Below are 13,621 nucleotides of genomic sequence, written 5' to 3' on the forward strand. Positions count from 1 at the left end.
CTTGAGTTTCGCGGGATTGGCATATCTCGTCCGTCTCCACCGATTGAAAACCGAAAGCCGAGCTTTTCAATATGACAAAGTCATTAGTGGGTTAGCATATAATGGCTGATCGTTCCCCCGCACCCGACACTCCCGAGCTGCGCGAGCGCTGGGGCGGTTTCGAGTTTACCGACGCCTACCGCGCCAAGGCGGACAAGGCGATTGCGCGCTATCCCGAGGGTCGACAGAAATCGGCAGTGATGCCGCTTCTCGACCTCGCCCAGCGGCAGGTCGGCGAAGAAACCGATACCCAAGGTTGGTTGCCGCTGCCGGTGATCGAATATGTCGCCGACTATCTCGACATGCCGGTGATCCGCGTGCTCGAAGTCGCGACGTTCTATTTCATGTACAACATGAAGCCGGTGGGTAAATTCCACGTACAGGTCTGCGGAACGACGCCCTGCATGCTGCGCGGGTCGGACGCCTTGTTCGAAACCTGCAAGAAGCGGGGGATGAAGAAAGGCCATGTCTCGGAAGACGGCCTCTGGACCCTCACCGAAGTCGAATGCATGGGCAATTGCGCCACGGCGCCGATGGTCCAGATCAACGACGACAATTACGAGGATCTGACCTCCGAACGCCTCGACGCCGTGCTCGATGCGCTGGCGGCGGGCGAGAGCCCCAAGCCCGGCACGCAGGAACCCGGGCGCCATACGAGCGAGCCGTCGGAGGGTCCGACCACGCTCAAGGAAATGGTCGACGCCAATCACGATTATAGAGACGCTTGGTGAGACGCGCACTCGTCTGGCTCGGGATCATCCTGTTCGTCGTGGGGGTGTCGATCGACATCTTCACCGATCAGGATATCTTCGGGACGACGATCCTCATCGCGGGCGCAATCCTCGCGCTCGTCGCCGGACGGCGTTCGCCCAAGTCCGACCAAAGTCTGCGGCGCAAATAATGGATATCGTCACCATCATCGTGGCCTTGGTGCTCGCTTTCATCGCCTGGAAGGTGCTGATGGGCGTCATCAAATTCGGTGCGATCGCTCTCATCGCGGTCGCGGCGATCTGGTTTATTTCGCAAGGGAATGCTTTCTGATGCTCGCCGACAAGGACCGCATCTTCACCAATCTCTACGGCTTCCAGGATTGGGGCCTCAAGGCGGCGCAAAAGCGCGGCGATTGGGACGATACCAAGGCGCTGATCGCGCGCGGCCAAGATTCGATCATCGAGGAAATCAAGGCAAGCGGGCTGCGCGGGCGTGGCGGCGCAGGCTTCCCGACGGGCCTCAAATGGTCCTTCATGCCGAAGGAATCGAAGGATGGCCGCCCGAGCTTTCTGGTTATCAATGCCGACGAATCCGAGCCCGGTTCCTGCAAGGACCGCGAGATCATCCGTCACGATCCGCACAAGCTGGTCGAAGGCGCGCTGGTGGCGGGTTTCGCGATGCGGGCGCGGGCGGCCTATATCTACATTCGCGGCGAATATATCCGCGAAGCCGAAGTGCTTCAGGCCGCGATCGACGAGGCTTATGACGCCAAGCTGATCGGCAAGAATGCCAGCGGCTCGGGCTACGATTTCGATGTCTTCCTGCACCGGGGCGCGGGCGCCTATATCTGCGGCGAGGAAACCGCGATGATCGAGAGCCTGGAAGGCAAGAAGGGCCAGCCCCGTCTGAAGCCGCCTTTCCCGGCAGGCGCGGGCCTTTATGGTTGCCCGACGACGGTAAACAATGTCGAGTCGATCGCAGTTGTGCCGACGATCCTGCGGCGTGGCGGATCCTGGTTCGCGAGCTTCGGTCGCGAGAACAACAAGGGCACCAAGCTCTTCCAGATCAGCGGGCATGTGAACCAGCCCTGCGTCGTCGAAGAAGCGCTCTCGATCCCGTTCAGCGAGCTGATCGAGAAGCATTGCGGCGGCATCCGCGGCGGCAAGGACAATCTGCTCGCCGTGATCCCCGGCGGATCGTCGGTCCCGCTGGTCCCGGCCGAGCAGATCTGGGACGCGCCGATGGATTTCGACGGGCTCAAGGAACTGGGCTCCGGCCTCGGCACGGCAGGCGTGATCGTGATGGACAAGTCCACCGACATCGTTCGCGCGATCAGCCGCCTCAGCTATTTCTACAAGCACGAAAGCTGCGGCCAGTGCACGCCCTGCCGCGAAGGCACGGGCTGGATGTGGCGCATGATGGAACGCCTGCGTACGGGCGACGCCGCGATCGACGAGATCGACATGCTCCAGCAGGTGACGAAACAGGTCGAAGGCCACACCATCTGCGCGCTTGGCGACGCGGCGGCGTGGCCGATCCAAGGCCTTATCCGTCATTTCCGTCCCGAGCTGGAACGGCGGATCGAGGAGCATAATGCGCAGTTTGCGCCCGGCGCTCTGGAGGCCGCGGAGTGAAGCTTGCCGTTCTTCTCGGCGCGCTGGGATTGGTGTGTTCAGGCGTGCCTGCGCTTGCGCAGCCTTATTCGAGTCCGATGGGCTTCAAGCTCAAGAGGCAGCCGTCGGATCCGCGTGCCGCGACGGCAAATGCGGCGCCTGAACTCACGATGATGCGCACCGCCGTATGTCTCGCGGATGATCGGGCGGATCAGGTCCGGGCTTATCTCGAAACCGTGCCGGCTTCAGCCATGGAGGAAGAAGCCTACGCGGTGTTCGCGAAGAAGCTCGATCGTTGCATGCCCGACATGGACATGTCCTCGGTCGGCAATCTGCGCAGTGCGCGTGGGGTCATGACCATGCGGTTCGATCATTCCGCTCTGCGTGGCGCGTTGGCAGAGAGCATGCTGCGCGAAGAAGATGTGTCCATCGATCCCGCCGCGCTTTCTCTGGGCGATGATGGAATGTATGTGGCAGAGCGATTCCATGGGGCAAGGTCGGACGAAATGAGCCGCATGTTCGCCTTGGGGTTCGCGGGCTGTGTCATGGGACTCAATCCGGACAAGATGGAAGCGCTTTTCCAGACCGTGCCGGGCAGTGCAGAAGAGAAATCGGCGATCGTCGAAATGGCTCCAAGCTTCAGCGAATGCGTCATGGAAGGCCAAGTTCTCAAACTGAGCGCACCGACGCTTCGCAATCAATTGGCCGAAGTAACCTATTACGCGGTGTCGAAGCCGCAGAATGCCGAACAAGCAGGATCAGAAGATGCCTAAAGTCACCGTAGACGGCCAGGAAATCGAGGTTCCGGACGGCGCCACCGTGCTCCAGGCCTGCGAGCTTGCGGGTAAGGAAATCCCGCGCTTCTGTTATCACGAGCGGCTGAGCATCGCGGGCAATTGCCGCATGTGTCTGGTCGAAGTGAAGCCCGGACCGCCGAAGCCGCAGGCGTCGTGCGCGCTTCCGGCCACCGAAGGCCAGGAAATCCGCACCGACACGCAGATGGTCAAGACCGCGCGCGAAGGGGTGATGGAGTTCCTGCTCATCAACCATCCGCTCGATTGCCCGATCTGCGACCAGGGCGGCGAATGCGACCTTCAGGATCAGTCGATGACCTATGGTCGCGGCGCCACGCGCTATCACGAGAACAAGCGCGCGGTGACCGAGAAATATATGGGGCCGCTGATCAAGACGATCATGACCCGCTGCATCCACTGCACCCGCTGCGTGCGCTTCAGCGAGGAAATCGCGGGCGTGGACGAGATCGGCGCGGTCGGGCGCGGCGAGGACATGCAGATCACGACCTATCTCGAACAGGCCGCGGAACACGAGCTTTCGGCCAATGTGATCGACCTGTGCCCGGTCGGCGCACTGACATCGCGTCCCTATGCGTTCGAGGCCCGTCCGTGGGAGCTGAAGAAGACGCTCTCGATCGACGTCAGCGATGCGGTCGGCGCGAACATCCGGCTCGACAGTCGCGGGCGCGAAGTCATGCGCGCGCTTCCGCGCATCAATGACGACGTCAACGAGGAATGGATTTCCGACAAGGCCCGCTATCAGGTCGATGGCCTGATGCGCCGCAGGCTCGACAAGGTGTTTTTGCGCCGCGACGGCAAGCTGCAGGCGGCCAGCTGGAACGAAGCCTTCGCGATGATTGCAGCGGCCAAGCCCGGTAAGAGCATTGCGGCGATTGCCGGCGATCTCGTCGATTGCGAGACGATGTTCGCGGCCAAGGCGCTTCTGAAGGCCAGCGGATCGAGCCTTATGGAAGGCCGCCAGACGGGAATGGATTACGACGTATCCAATCTCGCGGCGGTGAATTTCAATTCGACACTGGCGGGCATCGAGAACGCTGATGCGATCCTGATCGTGGGCAGCCATGTCCGCTGGGAAGCGCCTCTGGTGAATGTCCGCCTGCGGAAGGCGGCGAAGCGCGGCGCGAAGATCTTCTTGGTCGGTGCGCGCTGGGATACCACGTTCGGCGGCGAATTCCTCGGCAACGATCTCGGCGTCCTCAACGATCTGCCCGGCCATGTCGGCGATGCGTTCGATGCGGCGGAGCGCCCGGCAGTGATCGTCGGCGGCGCGGGCCTCAAGGGTGCGCATGCGAAGGCGCTGGCGCTGGCCTCGGGCTGGGGCGCGGCGTTCAACGTGCTGCATATGGCGGCCAGCCGGATGGGCGGGCTGATGCTCGGCTATGCGCAGAAGGGCGGGATTGCGGATATCGCGAAGGCGAAGCCAAAGGTTCTGCTTTCGCTGGGTGCGGACGAGATGGACTATGCCGCATTCGATGGGAGCCTGAAGGTCTATATCGGCCATCACGGCGACAAGGGCGCGCATCATGCCGATATCGTCCTGCCCGGCGCGAGCTATGCCGAAAAGGACGGAACCTACGTCAACACCGAAGGCCGCGTGCAGTTCGCTGAAAAAGCCGTGTTCGCGCCCGGAGACGCGCGCGAGGACTGGACGATCCTGCGCGCGCTCGCCGATGCGCTGGACCTGAAGGTCGGCTTCGACAGCTTTGCCGAATTGCAGGGCGCGATGATTGCCGATGTGCCTGCTCTTGGCGAAGAAGGGCTGGCCGATTACGGCGCGCTGCCCGAGCCGGATAAGGCGGCGAAGGCGGAAGGGGCAGTCGCGGCCTATCCGGTCAAGGATTTCTACCTTACCAATGCGATCGCCCGGGCGAGCGCGGTGATGCAGCAATGTTCGGCCGAATTGCTCGGCCCGGATCTCGCGGAGGCGGCGGAATAATGGCGGTCCCGATCATCCCCCTGGCTCTGGTGGGCGCGGGCGCCTACGCGGTTTACCGTGCTTTTTCGGAGAACCGTCCGCACAAATCGAATGCCAAGAATGGCTGGCGCAACGAGGCCTTTGCCGCCAAAGACGCCGAGAAGAACCGGGGCCGCAAGACGCCGACCGGGAAGGGTGACAAGTGACCGAATTCTTCCAATCGCTGGGCATGACCTACGAATGGGCGTGGGGCGTCGCGACCGTGGCGGGCGTGCTGCTGATCGCGCTGCCGCTGATGCTGGCGGTCGCCATGATCATCTATGTCGATCGCAAGGTCTGGGCCGCGATCAATCTGCGGCGCGGGCCCAATGTGGTCGGCCCGTTCGGCCTGTTGCAGAGCTTCGCCGACGGGTTGAAGGTGTTCCTGCAGGAAACCATCATCCCCAGCGCGGCGAACAAGGGTATCTTCATCCTCGCCCCGATCGTTACTTTCACCGTGGCGCTGGCCGCTTGGGCGGTAATCCCCTTCGATGCGGGCGTGGTGCTGGCGGATATCAATGTCGGCCTGCTCTACATCCTCGCTATCAGTTCGCTGTCGGTTTACGGCGTAGTGATGAGCGGGTGGGCGAGTAACTCGAAATATCCGTTCTTCTCCGCCATGCGCGCCGCTGCGCAAATGATCAGCTACGAAGTCTCGATCGGCTTCATCCTCGTTTGCGTGGTGCTTTATGCGGGCAGCTTCAACCTGACCGAGATCGTCAATTCGCAGCGCGGCCACGGCTTCGGGATCGTCAACGGCTATTATTTCAACCTGCTGCTGTTCCCGATCTGGGTGGTGTTTTTCATCTCCTGTCTTGCCGAAACCCAGCGCGTTCCCTTCGACCTGACCGAAGCGGAGAGCGAGCTCGTCGCAGGCTACCAGACCGAATATTCCAGCATGAGCTTCGCGCTGTTCTGGCTCGGCGAATATGCCAACATCCTGCTGATGTGCAGCCTCAACACGCTGCTCTTCTTCGGCGGGTGGTTGCCGCCGATCGACTGGGCGCCGCTGTATTTCGTGCCGGGGATCATCTGGTTCCTGCTCAAGACGTTCTTCTTCTTCTTCATGTTCAGCTGGGTCATGGCGACCGTTCCGCGCTATCGCTACGACCAGCTGATGCGCCTGGGCTGGAAAGTGTTCCTGCCGATGAGCCTGCTCTTCGTGGTCGCGATCTCGGGCTGGCTGATGATAACCCGTTATGGAGGTGCGGCATGAGCGTCGCCCAACTCGTCAAATCGTTCACCCTGTGGGAATTCGTGAAGGCGCACGCCCTCACGCTGAAGTATTTCTTCAAGCCCAAGGTGACGATCAACTATCCTTTCGAGAAAAACCCGCTGTCGCCCCGTTTCCGCGGCGAGCACGCGCTGCGCCGCTATCCGAACGGGGAAGAGCGCTGCATCGCCTGCAAGCTCTGCGAGGCGGTTTGCCCGGCGCAGGCGATCACGATCGAGAGCGAGCCGCGCGACGACGGTTCGCGCCGCACAACGCGCTACGACATCGACATGACCAAGTGCATCTATTGCGGTTTCTGCCAGGAAGCCTGCCCGGTGGATGCCGTGGTCGAGGGACCGAATTTCGAATATTCGACCGAAACGCGCGAGGAGCTGCTCTACGACAAGGCGAAACTGCTCGCGAACGGGGACAAGTGGGAGCGGGCGATTGCCGCGAACCTTGAAGCCGACGCGCCCTACCGCTAACCGGCGCGCGAACCAGACTGGGGCCCCATGATTCAGACTATCGCCTTCTACCTGTTCGCCGTGCTGGTGATTGCGTCCGCGGTCATGGTCATCATGTCGCGCAATCCGGTCCATTCGGTGCTGTGGCTGATCCTCGCCTTCTTCAACGCCGCGGGACTCATGGTACTGGTCGGCGCGGAATTCATCGCGATGCTGCTGGTCATCGTCTATGTCGGCGCAGTCGCGGTGCTATTCCTGTTCGTCGTTATGATGCTGGACATCGATTTCGCGGAGCTGCGCGCCGGGTTCATCAAGAACTTTCCCCTCGGGATCGCGATCGCGCTGGTGCTGCTGGCGGAACTGGTGCTGGGCATCGGTGCCTATCGCGCTGGCGCAATCGCGCTCGGGACGCCCGACGGAATGGCTGCGCCGATCGTTGGCGTCAGCAACACCGAAGCGCTCGGCGCTCTGCTCTATTCCGATTACATCTTCCTGTTCGAAGCGACCGGCTTGGTGCTGCTCGTTGCGATGATCGGCGCGATCGTGCTGACGCATCGCAAGAACGCGGGCGACCATCGCGGTCAGCAGGATATCGCCAAGCAGAACCGCCGCAATCCGAACGAGGCGACCGTAATGAAGCGTCCTACCGTGGGTGAGGGGGTCGAGCTGTGATCGGCATCGAACATTATATCGTCGTGAGCGCGATCCTGTTCGTGCTCGGCGTCCTGGGCATTTTTCTGAACCGCAAGAACATCATCGTGATCCTGATGGCGATCGAGCTGATCCTGTTGGCGGTAAATATCAACATGGTCGCCTTCAGCGCCTTCCTGAACGATCTTACGGGGCAGATCTTCGCCATGTTCATTCTCGCCGTCGCGGCGTCGGAAGCGGCGATCGGGCTGGCGATCCTGGTGATCTATTTCCGTGGCCGCGGCACGATCGCGGTCGACGACGTCAATCGGATGAAGGGATAACCGCCCGGTGCAGACCTCCATCATCCTGATCGTTTTCCTCCCGCTGTTCGCCGCGATCATCGGCGGAATCGTCAACAAGACGATGCCGAGCGTCGTCACCAAGGCGGTGACGACCGGCGCGCTGTTCATCGCCTGCGCGCTGAGCTGGCCGATCTTCCTCAGCTTCGTGTCCGGCGATGCGAGTGCGACGGTGGTGCCGGTGCTGCAATGGATGCAGTCCGGCGATCTGACCTTCGACTGGGCGCTGCGCGTCGATACGCTGACGGCCGTGATGCTGGTGGTGGTGACGACCGTGTCCGCCCTCGTCCACCTCTATAGCTGGGGCTATATGGAGGAGGATCCGGATCAGCCGCGCTTCTTCGCCTATCTCTCGCTTTTCACCTTCGCCATGCTGATGCTGGTGACGGCCGACAATCTCGTCCAGATGTTCTTCGGATGGGAAGGGGTGGGGCTCGCCAGCTATCTTCTCATCGGCTTCTGGTTCAAGAAGCCGAGCGCCAATGCCGCCGCGATGAAGGCGTTTGTGGTCAATCGCGTAGGCGATCTAGGCTTCATGCTCGGGATTTTCGGAACGTTCCTTGTGTTCGGTACCGTCTCGATTCCCGAAATCTTGGCCGCCGCGCCGGGCATGTCGGGAGCTAGCATCGGTTTCCTGGGCTATCGCGCCAATACGATGGACGTTCTGTGCGTGCTGCTGTTCATCGGTGCGATGGGCAAATCGGCACAGCTCGGCCTCCATACCTGGTTGCCCGACGCGATGGAGGGGCCGACGCCCGTTTCCGCGCTGATCCACGCTGCCACCATGGTGACCGCGGGCGTGTTCATGGTCTGCCGCCTGTCGCCGATGTTCGAAGCTGCGCCGTTCGCGCTCGGCCTCGTCACATTCATCGGTGCGGCGACCTGCATCTTCGCCGCCACGGTCGGCACGACGCAGTGGGACATCAAGCGCGTCATCGCCTATTCGACCTGTTCGCAGCTCGGCTACATGTTCTTCGCCGCGGGCGTCGGTGCATACGGTGCGGCGATGTTCCACCTCTTCACCCACGCCTTCTTCAAGGCGCTGCTGTTCCTGGGCGCAGGCTCGGTCATCCATGCGATGCATCACGAACAGGACATGCGCTATTACGGGGCGCTGCGTAAGGAGATCCCGTTCACCTTCTACGCCATGCTGGCAGGCACGCTGGCGATCACCGGGGTTGGGGTTTATCATCTCGGCGTCGGCTTCGCGGGTTTCTGGTCGAAGGATGCGATCCTCGAAGTCGCCTATGCGCGCGGGACCGAGCTGGGGCAGTTCGCCTTCTGGATGGGCACCTTCGCCGCGTTGCTGACCAGCTTCTACAGCTGGCGCCTGATGTTCCTCACCTTCTGGGGCAAGCCACGCTGGGCCGATAGCGAGCATATCCAGCACGCCGTCCATGCCGGGCATGACGAGCCGGAAGAGCACAATCCGCCGGTTCAGGAAGATGCCGGGCACGACACGACGCATCACGTCCCTTCGCCGAATTATCAGGCGGGCACGGCGGGCTATCACCCGCACGAAAGCCCGATCTCCATGCTCATCCCGCTTGGCATCCTGTCGATCGGCGCGGTGCTGGCAGGCCAGCTGTTCGCGCCGACCTTCCTCGACAGCGCGGCGTTCTGGAACGGCTCCATCTTCTACAACGAGCCGCTGATCCACGCGATGCATGCGACGCCCTATCTGGTGAAGTATGCCGCTGCGATCGTGATGCTGCTCGGCCTGCTCGCGGCGTGGATGGCCTATATCCGCGACACCTCGCTGCCGGCGAAGGGGGCGGAGCAGCTCGGCCCGGTCTACCGCTTCTTCTACAACAAGTGGTATTTCGACGAATTGTACGAGCGCGTGTTCATCCGGCCTTCGCTGTGGCTCGGCCGACAGTTCTGGAAGCTTGGCGATGTCGGAACGATCGATCGCTTCGGTCCCAATGGTGCGGCCTGGGTCGTCGAGCGCGGCAGCATGCTCGCGAAGCGGGTGCAGAGCGGGTACGTCTACAGCTACGCGCTGGTGATGCTTCTCGGCCTGGTCGCCGCAGTCACATATGTTCTGGTTTAAGGCGGTCCTGTTCTGATGGAATTCCCCATCCTCTCGACGATGCTGATCGTGCCGCTGGCGGCGGGGATTGCCTGCCTGTTTCTTCCTGCGGCAACCGCACGACTGACCGCGCTGGTCGCCACGCTGGTCAATCTGGCGCTCGGCATCGCGCTCTGGCTGAATTACGATATCGGCGGCGCCCAGTGGCAATTCACCGAACGCGCGGACCTCTTCGCGGTGTTCGACTATGCGCTGGGGATCGACGGGATCGCGCTGATGCTGATCATGCTCAGCGTCTTCCTGATGCCGATCTGCATCCTCGCCAGTTGGGACGGGATTCAGAAGCGCGTCGGCGAATATATGGCCGCTTTCCTGATCATGGAAACGCTCATGATCGGCGTGTTCGCGGCGCAGGACATGTTCCTGTTCTATATCTTCTTCGAAGCCGGCCTGATCCCGATGTATCTGATCATCGGCGTGTGGGGCGGGGACAATCGCATCTACGCGAGCTACAAATTCTTCCTGTATACCCTGCTCGGATCGGTGGTGATGCTGATCGCGATGATGTGGATGGTGAACCAGGCGGGCACCAGCGACATCCCAACGCTGATGCAGTATGATTTCACCCCCGGTGCACAGACCTGGTTGTGGCTGGCCTTCTTCGCCAGCTTCGCAGTGAAGATGCCGATGTGGCCGGTCCACACCTGGCTTCCCGACGCGCACGTCCAGGCGCCGACGGCGGGCTCGGTCATCCTCGCAGGCGTTCTCCTGAAGCTGGGCGGTTATGGCTTCATCCGCTTCAGCCTGCCGATGTTCCCCGAAGCGAGTTCGCAATTCCTTTGGCTGGTGTTCGGCCTGTCGATGGTGGCGGTGATCTACACATCGCTCGTCGCGCTGGTGCAGCACGACATGAAGAAACTGATCGCCTACAGCTCGGTCGCCCACATGGCGATCGTGACGGCGGGCCTGTTCGCTTTCAACGTGCAGGGGATCGAGGGCGCGATGATGATCATGCTCGGCCACGGGCTGGTTTCGGGTGCGTTGTTCCTGTGCGTCGGCGTGATCTACGATCGACTGCACACACGCGAGATCGGACGGTATGGCGGCCTCGCCATCAACATGCCGCGCTATGCCTTCTTCTTCCTCCTGTTCACCATGGCGAGCATCGGCCTTCCCGGTACGAGCAATTTCGTCGGCGAATTTCTGGCGCTGGCCGGGGTCTACGAAGTCTCGACCTGGGCCACGCTCATCCTCACCACCGGTATCATTCTGGGCGCTGCCTACATGCTTTATCTCTACCGCCGCGTCGTGTTCGGCATTCAGAAGAACGCAGATGCGGCTGCGATGCCCGACCTCTCCCTGCGCGAATGGGCCATGCTAGGCCCGATCGCGGCGGCGGTCTTGTGGATGGGTGTCTATCCCGAGAGCTTCCTCGCTCCGATGCGCGCCGACATTGCCGCGCTGGAAGTGCGCCTCGCGCGCGCCGCGCCTGCGGGAGACAGCGCGCTTGCCGTGGGTGAACCGCGCGAGCACGCTGCAAATTACGTCGCTGGCGACCATGCCGAAGGATCGGCTGCGGCGGAGGGTTCGCACTGATGACCTACGCTGCCTCTTTCTACCTCGCCGCACCGGAAGTAATGCTTTCGGTCGCCGCGTTGATCCTGCTCCTCGTGTCCGCCTGGATGCCGAAAGCCTCGCGCGCCGTCACGATCGTGGCTGCCGCCGTCCTTTTCGGCGCGACCGCCTGGACTGTCCATCTCCTGTTCGATCCCGCCTACGCGATGAGCGGGGAAGCGTTCGGCGGCCTTTACAGCGCGGACGGCTTCGGCAGCTTTGCGAAGATCGTGATCTATCTCGCGACGATCGCCTGTCTCGTGGTTACGCCGCGCTTCTTCGATGCGCGTGGCGCCTATCGCCCCGAATATCCGGTGCTGATGCTGTTTGCAGCCGTCGGCATGGGCATGATGGTCTCCGCCGTCGATCTGGTGACGCTGTATGTCGGCCTCGAACTGTCGAGCCTGGCGAGCTACGTGCTGGCCGCTTTCCTGCGCAATGACGCGCGCTCGAACGAAGCGGGCCTCAAATATTTCATCCTTGGCGCGCTTGCCTCGGGCATTATCCTTTACGGGATGAGCCTCGTTTACGGTTTCGCCGGCACGACCTCCTATTCCGGAATCAGCATAGCCTTTGCGGATGGTTTCTCGACCGGCGCGCTGTTCGGCGTCGTCTTCGTGCTCGCAGGCCTCGCGTTCAAGATCGCGGCAGTGCCGTTCCACATGTGGACGCCGGACGTCTACGAAGGCGCGCCGACGCCGGTCACCGCCTTCTTCGCCAGTGCGCCGAAGGTGGCAGCGGTCGTCATGCTCACTCGCATCGCGCTCGACGCGTTCGGAGCGCAGACCGATGCGTGGCGCCAGATCGTGATCTTCGCGGCCCTTGCCTCGATCGTGGTCGGTGCGCTCGGCGCTATCGGTCAGCAGAATCTTAAGCGCCTGCTGGCTTACAGCTCGATCAACAATGTCGGCTTCATCCTGATCGGTCTCGCCGCCGCGACGCCGCAGGGGGCAAGTTCGGTGTTGGTCTATCTCGCGATCTACGCGGCGATGACCATCGGCTCTTTCGCCGCCCTGCTGATGCTACGCGACAGTTCCGGTGAGCAGATCGAGACCTTTGCAGGCATCTCGGGCCTCTCGACCACCAAGCCGGCTCTCGCCTGGTGTCTGCTGATCCTGATGTTCAGCCTTGCCGGAATTCCGCCGCTGTTCGGCTTCTGGGGCAAATTCGTGGTCTTCCAGGCCGCGGTCGAGGCCGATCTGATCGCGCTCGCCGCCATCGGTATCGCCGCCAGCGTGATCGGCGCGTTCTATTACCTGAAATTCGTCAAGGTGATGTTCTTCGACGAGCCGCTCAGCACAGCGCCCGAAGGCGAGGCGGTGATTGCCGACAGTCCGACCGGCCATTGGGTGGTGCTCGGCCTCAGCGCCCTGCTGATGTCGCCGCTCGGCTATCTCGCGACGCCGTGGCTTGAGGGCGTGGCGGACCGCGCCGCCAGCGTGCTCTTCACCGTCGTTTGATACGGACCGTCGCCGAAACCGGCTCGACCAATGCCGATCTGCTGGAGAGCCTGCGTGCGGGCGATCCTATAGCCGAAGGCGATTGGCTGATCGCCGACCGTCAGACCGCGGGGAGGGGCCGCCAGGGGCGGGGTTGGTTTGACGGGCGTGGCAATTTGATGGGCTCGACCATTGTCCGGCCCGGCTCAGGCGATCCGCCCGCGCACACGCTCTCGCTGGTCGCAGGCGTCGCGCTTTGCGAAACGGTGCGTCCGCTCTGTCCGGCCGAACGGATGCCGGTTCTCAAATGGCCCAACGATCTCCTGGTCGGCGGAACGAAATTGTCGGGCATTCTGCTCGAATCCACAGGCCCTGCTGTCGTGATCGGGATCGGCGTCAATCTGAAGCAAGCGCCCGCTATCGCCGACCGCGCTACGATTGCCTTGACTGCATTCGGCCCCGCGCCCGACCGCGATATCTTCGCACGCGATTTGGCCGACAATTTCGCGGAAATCCTTGCGCGCTGGCGCATCTACGGCCTCGAACCGATCCTGCGCCGATGGAGCGATCTGGCAACGCCTGAAGGAACGCCGCTCTCCGTCCACGAGCCCGGCGGAACCCGGATTGAAGGAGCCTTCGCCGGCCTTGCCGAGGACGGTTCCTTGTTACTGCGCTTGGCGGATGGGACCTGCCGTGCCATTCACGCCGGCGACGTGATGCTCGCCTGAGGAGAGA

At 62.3% G+C, this 13,621-nt stretch carries 15 protein-coding genes; all 15 read left to right on the plus strand.

The window, feature by feature from the left end:
- Positions 1 to 101 precede the first annotated feature (101 nt).
- The 15 genes from nuoE to J7347_RS03105 are packed head-to-tail and all read left to right on the plus strand — an operon-like array spanning position 102 to position 13,614.
- Positions 102 to 770 carry an NADH-quinone oxidoreductase subunit NuoE gene (gene nuoE, locus J7347_RS03035; protein ID WP_067684547.1) on the plus strand — a complete coding sequence of 223 codons (669 nt, stop codon included), beginning with the start codon at positions 102 to 104 and terminating at the stop codon, positions 768 to 770.
- Positions 767 to 940 (plus strand): hypothetical protein, encoded by a 174-nt coding sequence (locus tag J7347_RS03040; RefSeq protein WP_156502158.1) that lies wholly within the window; start codon positions 767 to 769, stop codon positions 938 to 940. The genes nuoE and J7347_RS03040 overlap by 4 nt, the downstream gene beginning before the upstream one ends.
- Complete coding sequence (locus J7347_RS03045) at positions 940 to 1,080, plus strand: hypothetical protein (RefSeq protein WP_197465625.1); 141 nt, start codon at positions 940 to 942, stop codon at positions 1,078 to 1,080. The genes J7347_RS03040 and J7347_RS03045 overlap by 1 nt, the downstream gene beginning before the upstream one ends.
- Positions 1,080 to 2,384, plus strand: coding sequence for an NADH-quinone oxidoreductase subunit NuoF (gene nuoF, locus J7347_RS03050; protein WP_209160771.1), 1,305 nt, complete (start codon positions 1,080 to 1,082; stop codon positions 2,382 to 2,384). Before J7347_RS03045 ends, nuoF begins: the two co-directional genes overlap by 1 nt.
- Positions 2,381 to 3,136, plus strand: a complete 756-nt coding sequence (locus J7347_RS03055; RefSeq protein ID WP_067684551.1) for a hypothetical protein — start codon at positions 2,381 to 2,383, stop codon at positions 3,134 to 3,136. The genes nuoF and J7347_RS03055 overlap by 4 nt, the downstream gene beginning before the upstream one ends.
- The gene (gene nuoG / locus J7347_RS03060; RefSeq protein WP_209160772.1) at positions 3,129 to 5,114 is read left to right on the plus strand and encodes an NADH-quinone oxidoreductase subunit NuoG; all 1,986 of its coding nucleotides are present in this window, start codon (positions 3,129 to 3,131) and stop codon (positions 5,112 to 5,114) included. The genes J7347_RS03055 and nuoG overlap by 8 nt, the downstream gene beginning before the upstream one ends.
- Entirely contained in the window at positions 5,114 to 5,299 is a 186-nt protein-coding gene (locus J7347_RS03065; protein ID WP_209160773.1) for a hypothetical protein, read from the plus strand. The genes nuoG and J7347_RS03065 overlap by 1 nt, the downstream gene beginning before the upstream one ends.
- Positions 5,296 to 6,348, plus strand: a complete 1,053-nt coding sequence (gene nuoH, locus J7347_RS03070; RefSeq protein WP_067684557.1) for an NADH-quinone oxidoreductase subunit NuoH — start codon at positions 5,296 to 5,298, stop codon at positions 6,346 to 6,348. Before J7347_RS03065 ends, nuoH begins: the two co-directional genes overlap by 4 nt.
- On the plus strand, positions 6,345 to 6,830 hold the full coding sequence (gene nuoI, locus J7347_RS03075; RefSeq protein ID WP_067684559.1) for an NADH-quinone oxidoreductase subunit NuoI: 486 nt from the start codon (positions 6,345 to 6,347) through the stop codon (positions 6,828 to 6,830). Before nuoH ends, nuoI begins: the two co-directional genes overlap by 4 nt.
- 27 nt (positions 6,831 to 6,857) lie before the next feature.
- Positions 6,858 to 7,481, plus strand: coding sequence for an NADH-quinone oxidoreductase subunit J (locus J7347_RS03080; protein WP_209160774.1), 624 nt, complete (start codon positions 6,858 to 6,860; stop codon positions 7,479 to 7,481).
- Positions 7,478 to 7,783 (plus strand): NADH-quinone oxidoreductase subunit NuoK, encoded by a 306-nt coding sequence (gene nuoK, locus J7347_RS03085; RefSeq protein ID WP_067684563.1) that lies wholly within the window; start codon positions 7,478 to 7,480, stop codon positions 7,781 to 7,783. The genes J7347_RS03080 and nuoK overlap by 4 nt, the downstream gene beginning before the upstream one ends.
- Positions 7,784 to 7,790: 7 nt before the next feature.
- Positions 7,791 to 9,854 carry an NADH-quinone oxidoreductase subunit L gene (gene nuoL, locus J7347_RS03090; RefSeq protein WP_067684565.1) on the plus strand — a complete coding sequence of 688 codons (2,064 nt, stop codon included), beginning with the start codon at positions 7,791 to 7,793 and terminating at the stop codon, positions 9,852 to 9,854.
- 15 nt (positions 9,855 to 9,869) lie between these two features.
- A complete protein-coding gene (locus J7347_RS03095; RefSeq protein WP_209160775.1) occupies positions 9,870 to 11,429 on the plus strand; it encodes an NADH-quinone oxidoreductase subunit M in 1,560 nt (519 codons plus the stop codon).
- Entirely contained in the window at positions 11,429 to 12,907 is a 1,479-nt protein-coding gene (nuoN, locus tag J7347_RS03100; RefSeq protein ID WP_209160776.1) for an NADH-quinone oxidoreductase subunit NuoN, read from the plus strand. The genes J7347_RS03095 and nuoN overlap by 1 nt, the downstream gene beginning before the upstream one ends.
- On the plus strand, positions 12,904 to 13,614 hold the full coding sequence (locus J7347_RS03105; RefSeq protein WP_209160777.1) for a biotin--[acetyl-CoA-carboxylase] ligase: 711 nt from the start codon (positions 12,904 to 12,906) through the stop codon (positions 13,612 to 13,614). Before nuoN ends, J7347_RS03105 begins: the two co-directional genes overlap by 4 nt.
- Positions 13,615 to 13,621 lie beyond the last annotated feature (7 nt).

Origin of the sequence: Erythrobacter sp. A6_0 (genome assembly GCF_017744235.1) — a bacterium.
In the GTDB taxonomy this organism is placed as follows: Bacteria; Pseudomonadota; Alphaproteobacteria; order Sphingomonadales; family Sphingomonadaceae; genus Qipengyuania.

Excerpts from the sequence above, each read along its gene's own strand:
- nuoE (WP_067684547.1), top strand. The coding sequence starts at position 102 with ATGGCTGATCGTTCCCCCGCACCCGACACTCCCGAGCTGCGCGAGCGC.
- J7347_RS03045 (WP_197465625.1), top strand. The coding sequence starts at position 940 with ATGGATATCGTCACCATCATCGTGGCCTTGGTGCTCGCTTTCATCGCC.
- nuoF (WP_209160771.1), top strand. The coding sequence starts at position 1,080 with ATGCTCGCCGACAAGGACCGCATCTTCACCAATCTCTACGGCTTCCAG.
- nuoG (WP_209160772.1), top strand. The coding sequence starts at position 3,129 with ATGCCTAAAGTCACCGTAGACGGCCAGGAAATCGAGGTTCCGGACGGC.
- J7347_RS03065 (WP_209160773.1), top strand. The coding sequence starts at position 5,114 with ATGGCGGTCCCGATCATCCCCCTGGCTCTGGTGGGCGCGGGCGCCTAC.
- nuoI (WP_067684559.1), top strand. The coding sequence starts at position 6,345 with ATGAGCGTCGCCCAACTCGTCAAATCGTTCACCCTGTGGGAATTCGTG.
- J7347_RS03080 (WP_209160774.1), top strand. The coding sequence starts at position 6,858 with ATGATTCAGACTATCGCCTTCTACCTGTTCGCCGTGCTGGTGATTGCG.
- J7347_RS03095 (WP_209160775.1), top strand. The coding sequence starts at position 9,870 with ATGGAATTCCCCATCCTCTCGACGATGCTGATCGTGCCGCTGGCGGCG.
- nuoN (WP_209160776.1), top strand. The coding sequence starts at position 11,429 with ATGACCTACGCTGCCTCTTTCTACCTCGCCGCACCGGAAGTAATGCTT.